At 56.5% G+C, this 21,170-nt stretch carries 19 protein-coding genes; 12 read left to right on the top strand and 7 right to left on the bottom strand.

Annotated elements, in window-relative coordinates; genetic code table 11:
• Positions 1–224: 224 nt before the first annotated feature.
• From hycE to hycA, 5 genes are all read right to left on the bottom strand, one after another.
• Positions 225–1,934, bottom strand: coding sequence for a formate hydrogenlyase subunit HycE (hycE, locus tag U0026_RS05365; RefSeq protein WP_062775360.1), 1,710 nt, complete (start codon positions 1,932–1,934; stop codon positions 225–227).
• A gap of 15 nt (positions 1,935–1,949) precedes the next feature.
• A complete protein-coding gene (locus U0026_RS05360) occupies positions 1,950–2,873 on the bottom strand; it encodes a respiratory chain complex I subunit 1 family protein (protein ID WP_062775363.1) in 924 nt (307 codons plus the stop codon).
• 2 nt (positions 2,874–2,875) lie between these two features.
• A complete protein-coding gene (hycC, locus tag U0026_RS05355) occupies positions 2,876–4,702 on the bottom strand; it encodes a formate hydrogenlyase subunit 3 (RefSeq protein WP_062775365.1) in 1,827 nt (608 codons plus the stop codon).
• Positions 4,699–5,307, bottom strand: coding sequence for a 4Fe-4S dicluster domain-containing protein (locus U0026_RS05350; protein ID WP_062775369.1), 609 nt, complete (start codon positions 5,305–5,307; stop codon positions 4,699–4,701). The genes hycC and U0026_RS05350 overlap by 4 nt, the downstream gene beginning before the upstream one ends.
• A gap of 83 nt (positions 5,308–5,390) precedes the next feature.
• Positions 5,391–5,858: a formate hydrogenlyase regulator HycA gene (gene hycA / locus U0026_RS05345; RefSeq protein WP_062775372.1), complete on the bottom strand. Its 468-nt coding sequence runs from the start codon at positions 5,856–5,858 to the stop codon at positions 5,391–5,393.
• Positions 5,859–6,072: 214 nt separating this feature from the next.
• Between hycA and hypA the strand changes: the two genes are divergently transcribed.
• From hypA to U0026_RS05300, 9 genes are all read left to right on the top strand, one after another.
• Positions 6,073–6,423, top strand: a complete 351-nt coding sequence (hypA, locus tag U0026_RS05340; RefSeq protein ID WP_062775375.1) for a hydrogenase maturation nickel metallochaperone HypA — start codon at positions 6,073–6,075, stop codon at positions 6,421–6,423.
• A gap of 3 nt (positions 6,424–6,426) precedes the next feature.
• Positions 6,427–7,299, top strand: a complete 873-nt coding sequence (gene hypB / locus U0026_RS05335) for a hydrogenase nickel incorporation protein HypB (RefSeq protein ID WP_062775377.1) — start codon at positions 6,427–6,429, stop codon at positions 7,297–7,299.
• The gene (locus U0026_RS05330) at positions 7,290–7,562 is read left to right on the top strand and encodes a HypC/HybG/HupF family hydrogenase formation chaperone (protein WP_062775379.1); all 273 of its coding nucleotides are present in this window, start codon (positions 7,290–7,292) and stop codon (positions 7,560–7,562) included. The genes hypB and U0026_RS05330 overlap by 10 nt, the downstream gene beginning before the upstream one ends.
• Positions 7,562–8,683, top strand: coding sequence for a hydrogenase formation protein HypD (gene hypD, locus U0026_RS05325; RefSeq protein WP_062775383.1), 1,122 nt, complete (start codon positions 7,562–7,564; stop codon positions 8,681–8,683). Before U0026_RS05330 ends, hypD begins: the two co-directional genes overlap by 1 nt.
• A complete protein-coding gene (gene hypE / locus U0026_RS05320) occupies positions 8,680–9,690 on the top strand; it encodes a hydrogenase expression/formation protein HypE (protein WP_062775386.1) in 1,011 nt (336 codons plus the stop codon). The genes hypD and hypE overlap by 4 nt, the downstream gene beginning before the upstream one ends.
• Before the next feature lie 73 nt (positions 9,691–9,763).
• Positions 9,764–11,845: a formate hydrogenlyase transcriptional activator FlhA gene (gene flhA, locus U0026_RS05315; RefSeq protein WP_062775390.1), complete on the top strand. Its 2,082-nt coding sequence runs from the start codon at positions 9,764–9,766 to the stop codon at positions 11,843–11,845.
• Between the two features lie 194 nt (positions 11,846–12,039).
• Positions 12,040–12,975 carry an alpha/beta hydrolase gene (locus U0026_RS05310; protein WP_062775391.1) on the top strand — a complete coding sequence of 312 codons (936 nt, stop codon included), beginning with the start codon at positions 12,040–12,042 and terminating at the stop codon, positions 12,973–12,975.
• Between the two features lie 271 nt (positions 12,976–13,246).
• Positions 13,247–15,544, top strand: coding sequence for a formate C-acetyltransferase (locus U0026_RS05305; protein ID WP_062775394.1), 2,298 nt, complete (start codon positions 13,247–13,249; stop codon positions 15,542–15,544).
• Positions 15,510–16,385 carry a [formate-C-acetyltransferase]-activating enzyme gene (locus U0026_RS05300; RefSeq protein WP_062775397.1) on the top strand — a complete coding sequence of 292 codons (876 nt, stop codon included), beginning with the start codon at positions 15,510–15,512 and terminating at the stop codon, positions 16,383–16,385. The genes U0026_RS05305 and U0026_RS05300 overlap by 35 nt, the downstream gene beginning before the upstream one ends.
• 71 nt (positions 16,386–16,456) lie before the next feature.
• Here U0026_RS05300 and U0026_RS05295 read toward each other — a convergent pair whose 3' ends face one another.
• Positions 16,457–17,224 carry a phytanoyl-CoA dioxygenase family protein gene (locus tag U0026_RS05295; RefSeq protein WP_062775399.1) on the bottom strand — a complete coding sequence of 256 codons (768 nt, stop codon included), beginning with the start codon at positions 17,222–17,224 and terminating at the stop codon, positions 16,457–16,459.
• 160 nt (positions 17,225–17,384) lie between these two features.
• On the opposite strand from U0026_RS05295, the gene U0026_RS05290 reads away from it, so the two are divergent.
• Positions 17,385–18,206 carry a helix-turn-helix transcriptional regulator gene (locus U0026_RS05290; protein WP_062775402.1) on the top strand — a complete coding sequence of 274 codons (822 nt, stop codon included), beginning with the start codon at positions 17,385–17,387 and terminating at the stop codon, positions 18,204–18,206.
• Positions 18,207–18,209: 3 nt separating this feature from the next.
• On the opposite strand, the gene U0026_RS05285 is transcribed toward U0026_RS05290, so the two are convergent.
• Entirely contained in the window at positions 18,210–18,554 is a 345-nt protein-coding gene (locus tag U0026_RS05285) for a nitrous oxide-stimulated promoter family protein (RefSeq protein ID WP_062775405.1), read from the bottom strand.
• A gap of 330 nt (positions 18,555–18,884) precedes the next feature.
• On the opposite strand from U0026_RS05285, the gene hemP reads away from it, so the two are divergent.
• A complete protein-coding gene (hemP, locus tag U0026_RS05280) occupies positions 18,885–19,064 on the top strand; it encodes a hemin uptake protein HemP (protein ID WP_062775407.1) in 180 nt (59 codons plus the stop codon).
• 84 nt (positions 19,065–19,148) lie between these two features.
• Positions 19,149–21,134, top strand: a complete 1,986-nt coding sequence (locus tag U0026_RS05275) for a TonB-dependent hemoglobin/transferrin/lactoferrin family receptor (RefSeq protein ID WP_062775409.1) — start codon at positions 19,149–19,151, stop codon at positions 21,132–21,134.
• Positions 21,135–21,170: the final 36 nt, after the last annotated feature.

The raw sequence follows: 21,170 nt of genomic DNA, 5'->3' as shown, positions 1-21,170 counted from the left end.
TTGCGTGCGGTGTTTTTACCCTCACCCTAACCCTCTCCCTGAAAGGGAGAGGGGACAGTTCGGCGCGGTTGGTAAGTCCGAATACGGTCTGCCCTTCTCCCTCGCCCTTATAGAGAGAGGAGACAGATCGGTGTTGCCAGTAAACTCGCACTCGATCTGCCCTTCCCCCTCGCCCCTACGGGGAGAGGGCCGGGGTGAGGGGTAATCCCCACGCAATAGCCCAATTATTTCAGCGGCGAGTTCTTACGCTCAATGCTGTAGCGCTCAAGCTCTTTATACGGCACGACTTTGCTTTTCTTCTTACGCACATCGACCACGGTCATACGGTCAGTACAGGAGTAGCAAGGGTCGAGGCTACCGATAATCAGCGGCGCATCGGACACGGTGTTACCGCGCAGCATATAGCGCAGAGTCGGCCAGTTGGCGTAGGTCGCCGCGCGGCAGCGCCAGCGATACAGCTTCTGGTTGTCGCCGGTCATGCTCCAGTGGATATCATCACCGCGTGGCGCTTCCGAGAAGCCGAGCGCAAAGCGGTTCGGGATGTAGGTAAATCCGTCCACCGCCAGCGGGCCGCCAGGCAGGTTGTCTAGGCCGTAATCAATCATGTTCAGCGCGGTGAACACTTCGTTGATACGCACCTTCAGGCGCGAGATAACGTCGCAGCCCTGCTCGGTGTGAACTTCCATTGGTAGCAGACCGTAGCCGACAAACGGGTGATCGGCACGAGTGTCACGAGCGTGGCCGCTGGCGCGAACCATTGGGCCAACGTTGCTGAAGTCACGGGCGATTTGCGGATCCAGACGACCAATACCCACGGTGCGCTGCTCCATGTTCGGCGTGGTCAGCAGAATATCCACCAGATCCTGCACGTCACGACGCATTTGCTGCGCCAGTTGACGAGTCTGGATCATGTCGTCTTTGAGGAAGTCGCGACGGATACCGCCAATCAGGTTCAGGCCGTAGGTTTTACGCGCTCCGGTAAGGATTTCCGCCATTTTCATGGAGGCTTCACGCACACGGAAGAACTGCATAAACCCGGAGTCAAAACCGGTGAAGTGACACGCCAGGCCGAGGTTCAGCAGGTGCGAGTGCAGACGCTCAACTTCCAGCAGAATAGCGCGGATCATCTGCGCACGTTCCGGCACCACGATGCCCATCGCATTCTCGACGGAGGTGGTGTAGGCGGTGCTGTGGGCAAAGCCGCAGATGCCGCACACGCGGTCAGACAAGAACGTCACTTCGTTGTAACCCATACGGGTTTCCGCCAGCTTTTCCATGCCACGGTGGACATAGAACAGACGGTAGTCGGCATCGATAATGTTCTCGCCGTCAACGAACAGGCGGAAGTGACCCGGTTCATCGGAGGTGACGTGCAGCGGGCCAATTGGCACTACGTTGTTTTTCTTGGTGCCCAGTTCGTTGATGAACTCGTAGGTTTCCGCATCGGTAGTTGGTGCCGGGCGCTGACGGTAGTCCATGCTGTCTTTACGCAGCGGATACAGCTCGTCCGGCCAATCGTCCGGCAGCACCAGGCGACGTTCGTCCGGCAGGCCAACCGGAATCAGGCCGTACATGTCGCGCACTTCGCGCTCGCCCCACACGGCAGCAGGCACACGCGGGGTGACGGACGGATATTCAAGGGTATTGGCATCCACTTCCACGCGCACGGTAATCCAGCACTTGGTGCCGGTTTCCATCGACAGCACGTAGTAGACCGCGTAGTGACCGTTCAGTTTACGTTCATCGTTGCCGAACAGCACCGACAGCCAGCCGCCCTGCTTGTAGTAAAGAAACTCGACCACTTCCGGCAAGTAGTTGACCTTCACGGTCACCGTTAACTGGTCTTTGGTCTGCCAGGCTTCGTCCAGCACCACGCCCGGAAAGGCCTGGTGCAGCGCAGCGAGGTAATGTTGACCCACTTTTTCTTCAGACATGCTCAAACTCTCTTATCACGCCACCAGCAAGGAGACGAAGGCTAAAAAGGCTAAACCGAACCCGGCCCAGGTCACGCGACCTGTAATATCCAGACGCAGACGCGCCATGCTGTTTTCGAACAGGGCAATAATCATCACGCCAGCAATCAGCTTGACGATGGCGGCAATCACCGCAATAACCAGTCCTGTAGCGCTAAAGCTGGTCATCTGTCCCCATGGGATAAAGACGCCCACGAACATCTGCAACACCACCAGCTGTTTGAGGCTAATGCCCCACTTCAGCACGCCGAAGCCCCTGCCGCTGTACTCAGACAGCGGGCCTTCCTGCAACTCCTGCTCCGCTTCTGCCAGGTCGAACGGCAGTTTGCCCATTTCGATAAAGGTGGCGAAAGCGCAGGCGCAGAACGCCAATACCAGCGGGATGCTGCGGCTAACCGGCCAGTGGTAAATGGCGTCGGTGATATTGCTGATGTGCGTTGAACCTGCAACCAGTGCCGCAACCCACAGGCCGAGTAGCAGAATCGGCTCAACCAGCACGCCGAGCATCGCTTCACGGCTGGCGCCGATGGCGGTGAACGGGCTACCGGTATCCAGACCGGCGATGGCAAAGAAGAAACGCGCCACCGCAAACAGGTAGATAAGGGTAATCAGGTCACCCAACCCCGGCATTGGCGACGCCACGGTCACCACCGGCAGCGCGGTCGCAATGGTCAGCATCACGCCAACCATCACAAACGGCGTTAGGCGGAAAATCCAGCCGGACGCGTCCGGGCCAATACTCTGACGACCCAGCAGTTTGATGATGTCGCGATACTCCTGCATCACTCCCGGCCCACGACGGTTATGCAACCGTGCGCGCAATACGCGGGTGATACCGGAGAGCAATGGCGCAACGGCAAACAGCACCAGCGCCTGCAATAAAGCAAATAAGACCGTCATGTTCAGGCTCCTTGAGAGATGACAATCACGACCAGCACCGCCAGTTCAACCAGCGCCAGACGGGCGAGCAACGGTGCCGCCGCCGCATTCTGCCAGCCCGGAACCAGAGACACCGGGTTAAGCCATTGACGTAATTTCAGCACCGGCGCAAAGGCCTGTTTCACCGGCATGGCAAAGCCGTGCGCGGTAATGACCATCGATTCTTCATGGTCGTAACCACAGACCCACGCCGCGCCGCGTGAACGGCTTGGCAGGCGGTTGCCTTTGAGCAAGGCGAGGATGATGAACGGCAGCAGCGGGCAGGCAATCAGCAGCAGAGTGATCATCGGCTGGGAGACCAGGGTATCGGCCGTTTCGATTGGCAGAGGAACAGCCGCACTTAACATCGGCAACAGCCACGGCGCGGCAACCCCGCCCACGATACACAGCAGCGCCATCGCCACGGTGCTTGCCGCCATCAACAGCGGCGCGCAGCAGGCGTTTTCCGCCTCTTTAGTGCGCGGTGCGCCAAGGAAGGTGACGCCGTAGACTTTCGCCATACACATCACCGCCAGCGCACCGGTAATCGCCAGGCCCACGGCCAGCAACGGCCCAAGCAGACGACCGATAAACGCGCCGCTGGTGCTCAGTTTGAAGAAGGACTGGTAGATAACCCACTCACCGGCAAAACCGTTTAACGGTGGCAGCGCGGCCATCGCCATCAGGCCAACCAGCATCGCCAGTGAAATCAGCGGCATGCGTTTGCCAATGCCGCCCAGCTTCTCGATATCGCGATGACCGGTACGGAACCAGACCGCGCCCGCGCCGAGAAACAGCGTGGTTTTAAACAGGCTGTGGTTAAGCAGATGGTACAAACCACCCACCAGACCCAGCGCCACCATCACCGGCTGCTGTAATGCCAGACCGGTTACGCCGACGCCAAGACCGAGCAGGATGATGCCGATATTTTCCAGCGTGTGGTACGCCAGCAGACGCTGAATATTGTGCTCCATCAGGGCATACAGGCCGCCAACGAAAGCGGTGATCATACCCAGTACCAGCAGCGCGATCCCCCACCACAACGGTTGTGCATCACCCAGCAGAGAGATAGTGAGAATGCCGAGCAGCCCCACTTTCATCACCACGGTTGAGAACAATGCGGCAGCTGGTGCGCTGGCGTTAGCATGTGCTGAAGGCACCCAGCCGTGCAGCGGAATAATCCCGGCCAGCAGGCCAAAGCCAATAACGCACAGCACCCAGATATCCGAGCCGATAGGCAACAACTGCGCGCGTTCGTTCAGCAGCGTTAGATCCAGCGTGCCATAGCGCTGCCACAGCAGCAGGCAGGCGATAGCCAGCAAAAGGGTACCCAGACGGCCCAGTGCAAACCACAGCTTGCCGGATGAGACGCAGCCGGTGAGGAATGCCCCACACAGCGCCATAATTTCCGCCATCACCACCAGCGAACCGAAGCTGCTGGCAACAATCGCGCAAACCGCCGCAGCCAGCAGAACGTTCACCAGCAGACCGTTGTTTTTCACGTTCGGGTGACGATGCCAGTCGATGTTGTATAGGCTGACAAACAGGCCGCACAGCCCCAGCGCAATCAGCCAGACCGCGTTTAGCGGGGTGACCAATACGATGTAATGCACCAGCGAAAGTTTGCCCATCACCGGGGTGGCGTGAAGAAGGACTTCGGCTCCCGCCAGCGCCGCGCACAGGCTCCCTACCGCGCCGCCGATACCGGCGACAAAACCGCTTAGCGGTTTCTTAAACGACAGTAAAAAGGAGAGCACCGCAGCAAAGACGAACCACGCCACTGCGTTATTGATTAACGTCATCACGCTCATTTCGACTCTCCTTGTTGCGCCTGAAACAGCGACAGATCGCCTAAATCGGTATGGAAGGTCAGTTCACGTTTACGACGGCTGACGCGGGCGATGTCCATGTTATTAACAAGATGCAGCGCTTTCGTAGGACAGGTACGGATACAGGCCGGGCCTTCCTCGTCGAAATAACAAAGATCACATTTCACCGCGATGGCGCGCACGCCTGGAACCCAGTCCAGCAGCGTACTGACGCGCGCCGGGGCCGGAGGGGCTGGCAGCGCTTTCGGCGAGTTGGCGTTTGCCGGGATATCCAGCGGACGGCTACCGGAAAATTCAATCGCGCCAAACGGGCAGGCAATGCCGCACAGTTTGCAGCTCACGCACAGACTTTCATTGAGCTGAACGGCGCCATCGACGCGGTTAATCGCATTCACCGGGCAAACCCCGGCACACGGCGCGTCTTCGCATTGGTGGCACATCTGCGGCGCGGATTCTTTTTCATTGAGCATAACTTTCAGCCGCGGCATTGATTGCAGGCCGTGATGGCGATGCGTTTCCGCGCACGCCGCTTCACAGGTGCGGCAACCGATACAGACGGTAGAGTCAGCAATTACAAAACGATTCACCAGGTCTTCCTCAGGTGATAGTCATTTTTGACGAAATCATGCAGAGCAGGTGTCATTTCGACACCCGTCGACACACCAATAATTCAGGCGTTAGATGCCCGTTGAGGCTCACGTGCCAGCTGGCCGAAGTTGACCGGGCTGTCGCTCTCAAGCGCGGCATACAAGGTGTTGTATACCGGCGAAATTTTTTCCAGGTAGTGTTCCAGAACCTGCTCGCGATCGCGGATATTAACGGTGCCATCGATAAAGCCGCTGTTATTCAGCTCAGCGCGTGCCACGCACTCTTTATTCAGGCCATCGCGTGTTTCCACGTAGTACTCAACGGTGTGGCTGTTAAAGCCACCAGTCAGGCATACGGACACCACAAAGTGTTCGAACAGCACGAAGCTCAGCTCTTTCTCCGGCGCGCAGTTCATGCCGTGATGCAGGCGCGCTTTAGACAGCGTTATCCCTTGAACCAGTGAGTTACAGTACACGCGCCATTGATCCTGATGGCGGCGGTGACGATCGGCGATGAAGTCGGCCTTCTCGCTAATTTCCCAAATAGTCATGTCGGTTACCCGGTTAATAGAAACAAGCCTCCTAAGCACATTTCATGCCATATTTTTAACTCAATGATTAATATGAATTTTATGAAAATGACACGTCGGGTGTGACATGTCATTTCGTCAGAATGACATCGTCATCGACAGTCTTCACAGGCAAGCATCCATCTCTGGCATCGTTATTGCATTACGACTGCGAGTAATGAAAACCGGAGGCATCATGCACGAAATTACGCTCTGCCAGCGCGCGCTGGAAATTGTCGAACAGCAGGCGCAACACAACGGCGCAAAGCGCGTCACTGGCGTCTGGATCAAGGTCGGCGCGTTTTCTTGTGTAGAGACCAGCGCGATGACCTTTTGTTTTGACCTGGTGTGCCGCGGCACGCTGGCTGAAGGCTGTGAACTGCACGTCGAAGAGCAAGAAGCGGAGTGCTGGTGTGAATCCTGCCAGCAGTATGTCCAGTTAGTGTCCATCCACGTGCGGCGCTGTCCGCAGTGCAACAGCGACAACCTACGCATCGTCGCCGACGACGGTTTACAGATTCAGCGAATTGAAATTGATCAGGAGTAAAGTATGTGTAGCACCTGTGGTTGTGCCGAAGGCAACCTCTATATAGAGGGCGATGAACGTAACCCGCATTCCCTGTTCCGCAGCGCCCCTTTCGCACCGGCAGGCCGTCCGGCGCTGTCGATTACCGGCGTTCGAACCCAGGAGTTCCAGCCGCAGGCTGCCGACAACGGCGACCTGCATTATGGTCACGGTGAAGCCGGTACCCACGCGCCGGGCATGAGCCAGCGGCGGATGCTGGAAGTGGAAATCGACGTGCTGGATAAAAATAATCAGATTGCCGCCCGCAACCGTGCGCGCTTTGCCGCCCGCGAACAGCTGGTGTTGAATCTGGTTTCCAGCCCCGGCTCCGGTAAAACCACCCTGCTCACCGAAACCCTGATGCGCCTGAAAGAGCGGGTGTCCTGCGCGGTCATTGAAGGCGACCAGCAGACCGTAAACGACGCCGCGCGCATTCGCGCCACCGGCACACCCGCTATTCAGGTGAATACCGGTAAAGGCTGCCATCTTGATGCGCAGATGATTGCCGACGCAGCACCGCGCCTGCCGCTGGAAAGCAACAGCATTCTGTTTATTGAAAACGTCGGCAACCTCGTCTGTCCGGCCAGCTTTGACCTCGGTGAGCGCCACAAAGTCGCGGTGCTGTCAGTCACCGAAGGCGAAGACAAGCCGCTGAAATATCCGCATATGTTTGCCGCCGCAAGCATCATGCTGTTGAACAAAATCGACCTGCTGCCGTACCTGAATTTCGATGTGGAACAGTGCATTGCCTGCGCCCGCGAAGTAAACCCTAATATTGAAATCATCCTGCTTTCCGCCACCAGCGGTGAAGGCATGGACCAGTGGCTGAACTGGCTGGAGACACAACGATGTGCATAGGCGTTCCAGGACAAATTTCGGCCATTGACGGCGTACAGGCGAAAGTCGATGTCTGCGGCATTAAGCGCGATGTCGACCTGACGCTGGTTGGCGCAACGGATGAAAACGGTCAGTCACGCATCGGTCAATGGGTGCTGGTGCACGTCGGTTTTGCCATGAGCATCATTAATGAAGAGGAAGCGCGCGATACCCTCGCGGCGCTGGAAAATATGTTTGAAGTCGAGCCGGATGTCGGCGCGCTGCTGTACGGTGAGGAACGGTAATGCGTTTTGTTGATGAGTACCGTGCGCCGGAACAGGTGATGCAGCTTATCGCGCACCTGAAATCCCGGGCGCAACATCTGGCTTATACCGCTAAACGTCCGCTGCGCATTATGGAAGTGTGTGGCGGCCACACACATGCGATTTTCAAATTCGGGCTCGACCAGCTGCTGCCGGACAATATCGAATTTATCCACGGCCCGGGCTGCCCGGTGTGCGTACTGCCGATGGGACGCATCGACACCTGTATTGAAATCGCCGACCATCCCGAGGTCATATTCTGTACCTTTGGCGACGCCATGCGCGTACCGGGCAAAAACGGTTCGCTGATGCAGGCGAAAGCGCGCGGTGCGGACATCCGCATCGTTTACTCGCCGATGGATGCCTTAAAGCTGGCGCAGCTGAATCCGCAACGCAAAGTGGTGTTCTTCGGATTAGGTTTTGAAACCACCATGCCGACCACCGCCATTACGCTACAACAGGCAAAAGCGCATAACGTCAGTAACTTTTTCTTTTTCTGTCAGCACATTACATTAATCCCCACGCTGCGTAGCTTGCTTGACCAGCCGGATAACAGCATCGACGCCTTTTTAGCGCCGGGGCATGTCAGTATGGTCATCGGCACCCACGCCTACGGTTTTATCGCCAGCGACTATCATCGTCCGCTGGTGGTGGCAGGCTTTGAGCCGGTCGATTTGCTACAGGGCGTGAATATGCTGGTGGAACAGAAAATTTCCGGCGATTCCAGCGTGGAAAACCAGTACCGCCGCGTGGTGCCGGACGACGGTAACCGGCTTGCGCAAAAAGCGATTGCCGAGGTTTTTGCCGTCAAAGGCGATAGCGAATGGCGCGGTCTGGGGCTGATTAATGATTCCGGGGTACAGCTGACGCCCGCGTATCAGTCCTTTGATGCCGAAGCGCACTTTAAACCACAGCCGCAGCGCGTCTGCGACGACCCGCGCGCCCGCTGTGGCGACGTGCTCACCGGACGCTGTAAACCGCATCAGTGCCCGCTGTTTGGCGCAACCTGCAATCCACAAAGCGCATTCGGCGCGCTGATGGTATCCACCGAGGGCGCATGCGCCGCCTGGTATCAATATCGCAGTCAGGAGGCAGAAGTATGAAAAACATTCAATTAGCCCACGGCAGCGGCGGCCTGGCAATGCAGCAGTTAATCGACAGTCTATTTATGAAGGCTTTCGCTAACCCCTGGCTGGCAGAGCAGGAAGATCAGGCGCGAATTTCTCTGGACTCACTCACCGCGCACGGTGACCGGCTGGCCTTCTCCACCGACAGCTACGTGATTGATCCGCTATTCTTCCCCGGCGGTAACATCGGCAAGCTGGCCGTATGCGGCACCGCCAACGACGTGGCGGTCAGCGGTGCTATCCCGCGCTACCTCTCCTGCGGTTTTATTATCGAGGAAGGGCTGGAGATGGACACACTGGAAGCGGTGGTTAACAGCATGGCGGCGACGGCGAAAGCCGCGGATATTGCCATCGTCACCGGCGACACCAAAGTGGTGGGACGCGGAGCGGCGGATAAGCTGTTTATCAACACCGCCGGGATGGGGGCTATTCCGGCGGATATCCACTGGGGTGCAGCCACACTCGCACCGGGTGATGTGCTGATGGTTAGCGGCACACTTGGTGACCACGGAGCCACCATTCTCAACCTGCGCGAGCAACTGGGGCTGGATGGTGAACTGCAAAGCGACTGCGCGGTATTAACGCCGTTGATTCAACGTCTTCGGACAATCAGCGGCGTGAAAGCGCTGCGCGATGCCACCCGTGGTGGCGTGAATGCCGTTGCCCATGAATTTGCCGCCGCCTGTGGATGCGGCGTGGAACTGACCGAGCAAAAACTGCCACTTAAAGACGCAGTGCGCGGCGTGTGCGAATTATTGGGGCTTGACGCGCTTAACTTTGCGAATGAAGGTAAACTGGTTATTGGCGTGAGTCGTGAAGCGGCTGACGAGGTGCTGGCCGCACTGCGCGCCCATCCGTTGGGATGCGATGCGGCTATCATTGGCGAAGTGACTGAAGGCCGTGGGGTACGCGTTGCGGGACTGTACGGTGTAAAACGTACATTAGACCTCCCCCACGCGGAGCCACTCCCGCGAATTTGTTAACAGACGGCTTATAGTCTGAAATTTATTATTATTATTTATCGCACCGAATAAGGTGCATTTATGGGCACGTGACATGTCGTATACACCGATGGGCGATCTCGCGCAGCAAGGGCTGTTTGATATTACCCGGACGCTTCTCCAACAACCCGATCTCGCCGCACTCAGCGAAACGCTGGCGCAGCTGGTAAAACACTCTGCGCTGGCCGACAGCGCGGCGATCATCTTGCTTCAGCCGGGTAACCTGCGGGCGGGCTATCACGCCACGCGCAATGCCGGTCAACCGCTGGCCTATGAGGACGATAACCTGCTGGCCAACGGCCCGGTCAGGCGTCTGTTGTCACGCCCCGATGCACTGCATTGCAGCTACAGCGAGTTTAGCGAAGCCTGGCCAATGCTTGCCAAAAGCGAGCTATATCAACCTTTTGGTCACTATTGCCTGCTGCCGCTGGCCGCCGAAGGGCGCATTTTTGGCGGCTGCGAGTTTATCCGTCAGAACGACCAGCCGTGGACGGAAAAAGAGTATCAGCGCCTGCATACTTTCACGCAGGTTGTCGCGGTGGTGACCGAGCAAATCCAAAGCCGGGTGACCAATAACGTCGACTACGATTTGCTGTGTCGCGAGCGCGATAATTTCCGCATTCTGGTGGCGATCACCAACGCCGTGCTGTCACGTCTGGATATGGACGAACTGGTCAGTTCGGTGGCAAAAGAGATCCACTACTACTTCGCGATTGATGCAATAAGCGTGGTGCTGCACAGCAATCGCAAAGGCAAGCTCAACATCTACTCGACACACTATATTGACGTCAACGATCCGGTACACGATCAGAGTGAAGTGAACGAAGCCGGTACGCTAAGTGAGCGGGTATTTAAGAGCAAAGAGACGTTGCTGCTTAATCTTAACGAGCAGGACAATCTCGCCCCTTACGAACGTCAGCTGTTTGAGATGTGGGACGACAAAATCCAGACTCTGTGCCTACTGCCGCTGATGTCTGGCGACAAAATGCTTGGCGTTCTGAAGCTTGCCCAGTGTGATGAAAAAGTCTTTTGCGCCGCTAATCTCAAACTGCTTAAACAGATTGCCGAGCGCGTGGCGATTGCCGTCGATAATGCCCTTGCCTATCAGGAAATTCACCGCCTGAAAGAGCGTCTGGTGGATGAAAACCTGGCGCTGACCGAACAGTTGAACAACGTTGACGGCGAGTTTGGTGAAATCATCGGTCGCAGCGAAGCGATGTTCAATGTGCTTAAGCAAGTTGAGATGGTTGCGCCAAGCGACAGCACGGTGCTTATCCTCGGCGAAACCGGCACCGGGAAAGAGCTAATTGCCCGCGCCATTCATAATCTGAGCGGGCGTAATAGCCGCCGGATGGTGAAAATGAACTGTGCCGCTATGCCTGCGGGTCTGCTGGAAAGCGATCTGTTCGGTCACGAGCGTGGAGCGTTTACCGGCGCCAGCACCCAGCGCATTGGTCGCTTTGAACTGGCGGATAAAAGCTCGATGTTCCTTGATGAAGTGGGCGATATGCCGCTGGAACTTCAGCCGAAACTGTTGCGCGTGTTGCAGGAGCAGGAGTTCGAACGTCTGGGCAGTAATAAGCTGATCCAGACCGACGTACGCCTGATCGCCGCCACCAACCGCGATCTCAAGCAGATGGTGTTGGATCGCGAATTCCGTAGCGATCTTTATTACCGCCTGAACGTATTCCCGATCCATCTGCCGCCGCTGCGCGAGCGCCCGGAAGATATTCCGCTGCTGGTGAAAGCCTTCACCTTTAAAATCGCCCGCCGGTTGGGGCGCAATATCGACAGCATCCCGGCTGAAACGCTGCGCACCCTGTGCCAGATGGAGTGGCCGGGGAACGTGCGTGAGCTGGAGAACGTGATTGAGCGCGCGGTATTGTTGACCCGCGGCAGCGTCTTACAGCTGTCTATGCCGGAACTGGCATTTGCCTCTGAAGAACGGGCACCTGCTCCGGTGGCTGAAGCGGCGAAAGACGGCGAGGATGAGTATCAGCTTATCGTCCGCGTGCTGAAAGAAACCAACGGCGTGGTAGCAGGCGCGAAAGGCGCGGCTCAACGTCTGGGGCTTAAGCGCACCACGCTGCTGTCGAGAATGAAACGCCTGGGGATTGATAAAGACGCGTTGCTGTAACCTACCTGTGTACACTCCCGGCGGCGCTGCGCTTGGCCGGGCTACCAATTAGTGTAGCCCGGCCAAGCGCAGCCGGAAATATCACCCAAATCACACCTTCTCGTTTCTCTATTTATGAAACAACGTTTTGTGAATCATATCGCGTTCCCCTCGTTTAACGGATGATAAATAAGCGTTTTCCCTGGGAGACATTTATGATTCGCTTACCGTTGTCCGCAGCTATCACCCTACTCATTTGCACACAAACAGCGTTCGCCGCGCTGCCCACATTATCTGTCTGGCCCGGCGGTGAAGCGCCCGGCGCTAAAAACAGTCCGGTAAACTACGCGCTGGTTGAGCGCAGCAAAGACCCGACGCTGCCCGACCGTGCGGTCACCGGTATTCGTGCCCCGGAGATCACCGTGTATGCGCCAGCCCATCCGAACGGCGTGGCGCTGCTGGTCACCCCGGGCGGCTCCTACCAACGGGTGGTGCTCGATAAAGAGGGTAGCGATTTAGCCGCACCGTTTAACGCTCAGGGCTACACCCTGTTTGTGATGACCTACCGTATGCCCGCCGATGGTCACGCGGAAGGGGCTAACGCACCGCTGGCAGATGCCCAACGTGCGCTGCGTACCCTGCGCGCCCGCGCAGGCGAGTGGCAGATTAATCCACAGAAAATTGGCGTGATGGGTTTTTCAGCGGGGGGACACGTGGCGGCAAGCCTTGAGACTCGCTACAACGAGCCGGTTTATGCGCCAGTTGATGCCATCGATAACCAGAGTGCACGGCCCGATTTCGTGGTGCTGGGCTATCCGGTGATTTCGATGGATAAAGCCATTGCTCACCTCGGCTCGCGTAAGGCGCTGGTTGGCGAAACGCCGACCGCCGAGCAGATTAAGCACTATTCTCCAGAGTTGAACGTTAACGACCAGACGCCGCCGACCTTTATCATGCATGCGGTCGACGATCCCTCGGTTCCGGTGGATAATTCGCTGGTGATGTTTAACGCCCTGCGCGCGCATAAAGTGCCGACCGAGCTACATCTGTTTGCCGAAGGCAAGCATGGATTCGGGATTCGGGGAGCGAAAGGGCTGCCCGCCGCCGCCTGGCCGGAGCTGGCGATGAATTGGATTGCCTCGCTGCGTTAGCCGCGCCTGATGGCGCTGCGCTTGTCAGGCCTACAAACTTACCTGGGTGCACTCCCGGCGGCGCTGCGCTTGGCCGGGCAACCAATTAGTGTAGCCCGGCCAAGCGCAGCGCCGCCGGGAATATCACCCAGACAAAACTTAGATCTCATTTTTCCATTTTGATCACAATAATCCAGTAAATCCCCCCATTCTCTTCTGTCTCCCCGCGCCGCATTTGCCTAACGTAGAAGCCATAATAAACGTCAGGTTAATCTCCCGAGGAGCCCGCAAAATGACTAATCGTATCCAGCGCCTGAAAGACGCCCTCTTTGCCAACCCGCGTGAAATATCACTTGAGCGCGCCGTACTCTATACCGAAAGCCACCGCCAGACTGAAGGCGAGCCGGTGATCATTCGCCGCGCCAAAGCCACGGCCCATATTCTTGATAACGTTGCCATTAGCCTTCGCGACGACGAGCTGATTGCCGGGAACCGCACCATCAAGCCGCGCGCTGGCATTATGTCGCCGGAGATGGACCCTTACTGGCTGCTCAAAGAGCTGGAGCAATTCGCTATCCGTCCGCAAGACCGCTTCAACATCAGCGATGCCGACCAGCGCCTGTACCGTGATGAGCTCTTCCCGTACTGGGAAAAACGCTCAATGAAAGACTTTATCAACGCACAGATGACCGACGAGGTAAAAGCCGCCGTCAGCACGCAAATTTTCAGCGTCAACCAAACCGACAAAGGCCAGGGACATATCATCATCGACTACCCGCGCCTACTGGGTAACGGCCTGAATGCGCTGGTCATTGAGATGCAAGACCATTTGCGTCAGCAGCCGGATAACGTGTTCTACCAGGCGGTGCTGATTTTGCTACAAGCCTCCCAGCGCCATATTCTGCGCTATGCCGCGCTGGCAGATACGATGGCCACGCAGTGCCAGGATCCGCAGCGGCGTCAGGAGCTAGAGACCATCGCCCAAATATCCCGCCACAACGCCGGGCAAAAACCGCAGAATTTCTGGCAGGCCTGTCAGCTGTTCTGGTACATGAATATCATTTTGCAATACGAGTCCAACGCCAGTTCCATTTCGCTTGGTCGCTTTGACCAGTACATGCTGCCGTTCTGGCAGGCATCGCTAAACCACGGGGAAAACCCGGCATTTATGCAGGAGCTTCTGGAGTCGCTGTGGGTGAAGTGCAACGATATTGTGCTGCTACGCTCCACCAGCAGCGCTCGCTATTTTGCTGGCTTCCCTACCGGCTACACCGCCCTGCTCGGCGGCCTGACCGAAAACGGGCGCAGCGCGGTCAACGTGCTCTCCTTCACCTGTCTTGATGCCTATCAGAATGTTCGCCTGCCGCAGCCGAATCTCGGCGTGCGCGTCAACGAACTGATCGACCGCCCGTTCCTGCGCAAAACCGCCGAAACCGTGCGCTTAGGTACCGGTATTCCGCAGATTTTCAACGATGAAGTGGTGGTTCCCGCCTTCCTCAACCGCGGCGTGTCACTGGAAGATGCCCGTGACTATGCGGTGGTGGGCTGCGTGGAGCTGTCGATTCCCGGACGCACCTACGGGCTGCACGACATCGCAATGTTCAACCTGTTGAAGGTGATGGAAATCGTGATGCTGGAGCACGAAGGCGACACCCAACTCACCTACGACGGCCTGCTGGCGAGCATTCGGGACAAAATCCGTCACTACATCAAGCTGATGGTTGAAGGCAGCAATATCTGTGATATCGGCCACCGCGACTGGGCCCCGGTGCCGCTGCTCTCCTCGTTTGTCGAAGACTGTATCGCCAACGGCAAAGACATTACCGAAGGCGGCGCGCGCTACAACTTCTCCGGTGTACAGGGAATTGGTATCGCTAACCTGAGCGACTCGTTACACGCGCTGAAAGGCATGGTGTTTGACCAACAGCGCATGAGCTTTGACGAACTGCTGGCGGTACTGAAAGCCAACTTCGCCACGCCGGAGGGGGAAAAGGTTCGCGCGCGCTTAATTAACCGCTTTGAGAAATACGGCAACGATATTGATGATGTCGATAACATCAGCGCCGATCTGCTGCGATTTTACTGCAAAGAGGTTGAAAACTACCGTAACCCGCGCGGCGGTCAGTTTACGCCGGGGTCGTATACCGTCTCCGCTCACGTGCCGCTGGGTTCGGTCGTCGGTGCGACACCGGACGGGCGATTTGCCGGGGAGCAACTGGCGGACGGCGGCCTGTCACCGATGGTCGGTCAGGATGGTCAGGGGCCAACGGCGGTACTGAAATCGGTGAGTAAACTCGACAACTACCTGCTGTCCAACGGGACGCTGCTGAACGTTAAGTTCACGCCCGCCACGCTGGAAGGGGAAAGCGGACTCAACAAGCTGGCGGACTTCCTCCACGCTTTTACCAAGCTGAAATTGCAGCATATTCAGTTCAACGTGGTGAATGCCGAGACCCTGCGCGAGGCCCAACAGCGGCCGCAGGATTTCGCCGGGCTGGTGGTTCGCGTGGCGGGCTACAGCGCCTTCTTTGTCGAGCTGTCGAAGGAGATTCAAGATGACATTATCCGCCGCACCGCGCATCAGCTGTGAGGTGATTGAGACGCGCGCCGATACGGCGCGTATTTTCAATATCCAGCGCTATTCGTTAAACGATGGTCACGGCATCCGCACGGTGGTCTTTTTCAAAGGCTGTCCGCATACCTGCCCGTGGTGCGCGAACCCGGAATCCATGTCACCAAAAATTGAGACCGTGCGCCGGGAGAGCAAGTGTTTGCACTGTGCCACCTGTGCGCAGGACGCCGTGGAGTGTCCATCCGGCGCATGGGAGCATATTGGTCGTGACGTCACGCTGGCTGAGTTAGAGCGGGAAGTGCTGAAAGATGAGGTGTTCTTTCGCGCATCCGGCGGCGGCGTGACGCTCTCCGGCGGTGAAGTGCTGATGCAGGCTGAGTTCGCGACCCGATTTTTACAGCGCCTGAAACAGTGGGGGATCCGCACCGCCATTGAAACCGCCGGTGATACCTCCCCTCGCCGCTTGCTGCCACTGGCGCAGGCCTGCGACGAAGTGCTGTTTGATTTGAAAATCATGGACGTTGAGGTGGCGCAGCGGGTGTTGAGTATGAATCAGCCACGGGTGCTGGAGAATTTTCGTCTGCTGGTGGAGCAAGGGATCAAGGTGATCCCCCGTCTGCCGCTGATCCCGGGGTTCACCTTAAACGAGCAGAACGTGGCGCAGGTGCTGGCATTCCTGGCGCCGTTGCCGGTGGCGGAGGTGCATTTGTTGCCGTTCCATCAGTACGGTGAGCCTAAGTATTCGCTGCTGGAGCGTGAATGGACGATGGCGGGGGTTAAGGCACCGGAAGAAGCGGAGATTGCACTCATCAAGGCAATGGTTGAAAGGGCGGGATATCGGGTAGTGGTTGGGGGATAGACGCTTCGACGCAGGCTACGATCTGTTCCCTCTCCCTTAAAAAGGGAGAGGGGGCCGTCTGTGCGAGAATGTCACTCTACATCCAGCAACCACTTCTGCGCCGGGGTTAACCGGCTCGCCGTTTCCGGCGTCAGCCAACGGCGCTGGTCCTGCTGGGCAGTATCAGCCCGGTCGATATACAAACCATGTAACACTCGGCGGCGCGAGCCTTCACGGTTGGTGGTGCCGCCGTGCCAGGCATGAGCGTTGTAGATCATCACGCTGCCCGCCGGGGCTTCAAAAATCACCTCATCCGGATGTGGCAGGCCAACATCGTCTAATACATCTTCCGGCAGTTCCGGGCGCAGATGGGTGGCCGGAATTATGCGCGGCGCACCGTTGGCGGCGTACAGATCGTCAATCGCCCAGATGGTGTTCACCAGATGTACCTTCGGAAAGTCCGGGCGTGGTTTTTTCCAGTCCGCATGCAGCGGCTGATGACCGCCGTTGTATAGCGCTTCGCGGGCGTTGAGGCTGGAGATTTTAAACTCGCCCTCAAAGATATAGCGACACGCCGACAATACCAGCGGATGTGACCAGACCTTTTCCCATACCACGCCTTTGTTCACCAGGTTGGCGACGCGAGTGGCGGTCTCTTCCTGGTGATGTTCAACCGCCAGGTTCTCCCCTTCTTTTTCGACCAGATAATCGATTCGTTCGCGCATCGCCGCCAGCCAGTCGGCATCGACAACGCCGTGTACAATTGTGTAGCCCTGGGTATCCAGTTCGTGTTTCATGGTGGCTGACAGTTCGCCGTTGGCGCCCAATGCATCCAGCCAGAATGCCGCTTGCTTGTCCATATCGCCTCTCTTTTGTTAACCATTTCACAACATGTATGAAAAGTTACTGCACCCGGGGTCGGCTTTCTGTATGAGATAGCTACACAACACTGGATTTTTGTGTGCAGCAAAATAAAGTGTGATGAGATTCAAAATCCAGAATAATAACCAGGACATGAGCATGTCAGAATACTCCCTCGTCCCCGTGCTAGAGCAGTTACTGGCTCAGCAAGGCGACCTTGTCGTGCGTTTCCCCCAAGCCGCGCAGCCCGCATCGGAGCTGGCGATGAGCGTATCGTTTCCCCGTCTGGAGATTGTGTTGGAAGGGGAACTGGAAGATGGTTGCCTGGACACACCGCTCGGCCCGCTACAGGCGCTGTATATCCCCAGCGGCCGCTGGAACGCACCGCAGTGGCAGGCGTCGGCAACCACACTAAGCATTCTGTTCAGCAAGCAAAAATTGGGCTTCAGCCTGCAACGCTTTGATGGCAAAACATTCGTCGAGATCCGCAAGCAGCACGTGGCACGGCTGGGGCCGCGCGTCGGGTCGTATCTCTTGCTGGCGATGAACGAGCTGGCTATTCGCCCGGTGATGCCAACGGCACAGATTGTGCTGAGTGGGTTACTGAGCCACTGCATTGACCAGCTCACGCATCTGGCGGATACGGTGAGCAAAAGCAAAGAGCTGTTTATGGCTATTCGCGAATACATCGACGAACATGCCGCAGAAGCCTTAAGCCGGGAGACGGTGGCGAAGAAGTTCCACATTACGCCGAACTACCTGTCGCACCTGTTTCAAAAGTCCAGCACCGTGGGTTTTAACGAGTATCTGACCGCCGTGCGTCTGGAGCTGGCGAAGAAATTACTGCGCGGATATGAAATGAAAATCAAAGAGATCGCCCATCACTGCGGCTTTGAGGACAGCAACTATTTTTGCCGGATTTTCCGTAAGCACACGGCGCGCTCGCCGTCGGAGTACCGACGACACTGCCGCACCATGTGAGCGCTATTTTTTCGGCCGATACTTTTCCGGTAATTCAGGCACCGGGCGTCGGTCATCAATCAGGTGGCGAAGGGTGAGGATGGGGTGGCGCCAGAGCATTCGCGGCCCTGCCCAGCGCATTATCTGCTTCATCTCTTCACGCTTAGCAGGTTGATAGCAGTGTACCGGGCACTGCTTACAGGCCGGTTTTTCCTCACCAAACACGCACTTATCCAACCGCTTATCGGCATAGTCGTTAAGCGCCTGATAGTGCGCGGCATCGTCCTTTGCATCCGGGCAACGGCGCTGATAGAGCGCCACCATGCTGCGGATTGTCCGTTTTTCACGGTCGATGCGTTTGCCTGCCATTGCCTGTTCCTCATCAATAAAGATGCATTAATAATACACATTTAAAGGCCAAAATGCAGGCGCTTTATCTCGCCGGTTTACCAACATATACCAACGATTTTTCCGCGAAGCACTGAGTCGTTCGGCTTTCTCTGACATACATTTCTCGCAGGCGTTAACAGAGGCAATTTGAACAAGATAGGGCTTTTTAACGGGATAATTTGACTATTTACCGTTCAGTTTGCCTTAGACACAGATTTACGAAAAAGTTCTTGATGAGAATACATATACTAACGATAATCATTCTCAATTTTTACAATTCATCATCATTTCATGGCGGATGATTACAATATGCACGAACCTACAGCAACACTAAAACAAGAAAATGCGCCACTTTCCCCTACTCGATCTAAGCCGATGATAAAGAGTAAAGACCTGCTTGGCGACGAAGGATGGGTGCTGATCGAACATAACGATCAACACTATCTGCTTCGTCAGACACAATCCGGCAAACTCATTTTGACTAAATAAATACTCAAAACTTAAACAATACCGCCAGCCACCCAGGTTCCCCCAGGCAGCAAGCGCTTTTCAATTTTCTCATGGAGAGTTGTTATGTTACGCCTGCAATACGCCTCACTGCGCCCTTCACTGTTAGCGGTGGTCATCAGTAGTCTGCTCCCTGCTTCAGCTTTCGCTCAACCAGAGACCCTTACCGTGACCGCTACGGGCAACGCGCGTAGTACTTTTGAAGCGCCGATGATGGTCAGCGTTATCGATACGTCAGCTCCCGAAAAACAAACCGCCAGCTCGGCGGCAGACCTGTTGCGCAGCGTGCCGGGGATAATGATTAGCGGTACGGGCCGCACCAACGGTCAGGACATCAATATGCGCGGCTACGACCGTCGTGGCGTTCTGGTTTTGGTGGATGGGGTACGTCAGGGAACCGACACCGGTCACCTTAACAGCACCTTCCTGGATCCGGCGCTAATTAAGCGTATTGAAGTGGTGCGCGGGCCCTCAGCGCAGCTTTATGGCAGCGGCGCGCTGGGCGGCGTGATTTCTTATGACACCGTGGATGCGAAAGATCTGCTGATGGAAGGCCAGAACAGCGGTTTTCGCGTATTCGGGATGGGCGCTACCGGTGACCATAGCCTGGGCATGGGTGCCAGCGCATTTGGTCGTACCGATAACCTCGACGGTTTAGTGGCCTGGTCCAGCCGCGATCGTGGCGATCTTAAACAAAGTGACGGTTCGACTGCGCCTAACGATGAAGCCATCAATAATATGCTGGCAAAAGGCACCTGGCAGATGGATGAGGCACAGTCGCTCTCAGGCTCTTTCCGCTACTACAACAATAAAGCGCAAGAACCGAAAAATCCGCAGGAAATTGAACCCTCAACCTCCAGCAACCCGATGGTTGACCGCTCAACCATTCAGCGTGACGCACAGCTCGCGTACAAAATTGCCCCACAGGGCAACGACTGGCTGAATGCGGATGCCAAAGTGTACTGGTCAGAAGCACGTATTAACGCGCAAAATCTCGACAACACCAATGAGTACCGCGAGCAGACCACCAAAGGCGGCAAGGTTGAAAACCGCACCCGTCTGTTCAGCGATTCTTTTGCTTCCAACTTACTGACCTACGGCGGTGAGTATTATCGCCAGGAACAGAGCCCAAGCGGTGCGGCAACCGGCTTCCCGGATGCCAAAATCGACTTCAGCTCCGGCTGGTTACAAGATGAAATCACCCTGCGTGACCTGCCTGTCACCTTGCTCGGCGGTACTCGTTACGATAACTATCGCGGCAGCAGCGACGGCTACGACGATGTGAATACCGATAAATGGTCATCACGCGCCGGGATGACGGTCAGCCCGACCGACTGGTTAATGTTGTTTGGTTCATACGCGCAGGCATTCCGCGCCCCAACGATGGGCGAGATGTATAACGATGAGAAACACTTCTCCATCGGCAGCTTCTACACTAACTATTGGGTGCCCAACCCGAATCTGCGCCCGGAAACAAACGAAACGCAGGAATATGGTTTCGGTCTGCGCTTTGACAACCTGATGCTGTCCAACGATGCGCTGGAATTCAAAGCCAGCTACTTCGATACCAAAACGGAAGATTACATCTCAACCACCGTCGATTTCGCAGCCCGAACCACCATGTCCTACAACGTGCCTAACGCCAAAATCTGGGGTTGGGACGTGATGACAAAATACACCGCTGACCTGTTCAGTCTTGATGTCGCCTATAACCGTACCCGCGGTAAAGACACGGATACCGGGGAATACATCTCCAGCATTAACCCAGATACCGTCACCAGCAAACTGGATATTCCGCTTGCTCATAGTGGTTTCTCCGTGGGCTGGATTGGGACATTTGCCGACCGATCAACGCACATCAGCAGTTCTTACAGTAAACAGCCGGGCTACGCGGTGAACGACTTCTACGTTAGCTATCAGGGACAGCAGGCGCTGAAAGGCATGACCACCACGCTGGTGCTGGGTAACGCCTTTGATAAAGAGTACTGGTCACCGCAGGGGATCCCGCAGGACGGCCGCAGCGGCAAACTGTTCGTAAGCTATCAATGGTAATCACTCGGCCCGGTGTTTTACCGGGCCATTATCTGG

This window comes from Kluyvera intermedia (genome assembly GCF_034424175.1).
Lineage (GTDB): Bacteria > Pseudomonadota > Gammaproteobacteria > Enterobacterales > Enterobacteriaceae > Kluyvera > Kluyvera intermedia.
The sequence above is the reverse complement of the archived record's forward strand: the minus strand, read 5'-3'. Positions and strand labels throughout refer to the sequence as shown.

Coding starts and splice junctions, on each gene's coding strand:
- hycE (WP_062775360.1), bottom strand. CDS start 1,934: ATGTCTGAAGAAAAAGTGGGTCAACATTACCTCGCTGCGCTGCACCAG.
- U0026_RS05360 (WP_062775363.1), bottom strand. CDS start 2,873: ATGACGGTCTTATTTGCTTTATTGCAGGCGCTGGTGCTGTTTGCCGTT.
- hycC (WP_062775365.1), bottom strand. CDS start 4,702: ATGAGCGTGATGACGTTAATCAATAACGCAGTGGCGTGGTTCGTCTTT.
- hycA (WP_062775372.1), bottom strand. CDS start 5,858: ATGACTATTTGGGAAATTAGCGAGAAGGCCGACTTCATCGCCGATCGT.
- hypA (WP_062775375.1), top strand. CDS start 6,073: ATGCACGAAATTACGCTCTGCCAGCGCGCGCTGGAAATTGTCGAACAG.
- hypB (WP_062775377.1), top strand. CDS start 6,427: ATGTGTAGCACCTGTGGTTGTGCCGAAGGCAACCTCTATATAGAGGGC.
- U0026_RS05330 (WP_062775379.1), top strand. CDS start 7,290: ATGTGCATAGGCGTTCCAGGACAAATTTCGGCCATTGACGGCGTACAG.
- hypD (WP_062775383.1), top strand. CDS start 7,562: ATGCGTTTTGTTGATGAGTACCGTGCGCCGGAACAGGTGATGCAGCTT.
- hypE (WP_062775386.1), top strand. CDS start 8,680: ATGAAAAACATTCAATTAGCCCACGGCAGCGGCGGCCTGGCAATGCAG.
- flhA (WP_062775390.1), top strand. CDS start 9,764: ATGTCGTATACACCGATGGGCGATCTCGCGCAGCAAGGGCTGTTTGAT.
- U0026_RS05310 (WP_062775391.1), top strand. CDS start 12,040: ATGATTCGCTTACCGTTGTCCGCAGCTATCACCCTACTCATTTGCACA.
- U0026_RS05305 (WP_062775394.1), top strand. CDS start 13,247: ATGACTAATCGTATCCAGCGCCTGAAAGACGCCCTCTTTGCCAACCCG.
- U0026_RS05300 (WP_062775397.1), top strand. CDS start 15,510: ATGACATTATCCGCCGCACCGCGCATCAGCTGTGAGGTGATTGAGACG.
- U0026_RS05295 (WP_062775399.1), bottom strand. CDS start 17,224: ATGGACAAGCAAGCGGCATTCTGGCTGGATGCATTGGGCGCCAACGGC.
- U0026_RS05290 (WP_062775402.1), top strand. CDS start 17,385: ATGTCAGAATACTCCCTCGTCCCCGTGCTAGAGCAGTTACTGGCTCAG.
- U0026_RS05285 (WP_062775405.1), bottom strand. CDS start 18,554: ATGGCAGGCAAACGCATCGACCGTGAAAAACGGACAATCCGCAGCATG.
- hemP (WP_062775407.1), top strand. CDS start 18,885: ATGCACGAACCTACAGCAACACTAAAACAAGAAAATGCGCCACTTTCC.
- U0026_RS05275 (WP_062775409.1), top strand. CDS start 19,149: ATGTTACGCCTGCAATACGCCTCACTGCGCCCTTCACTGTTAGCGGTG.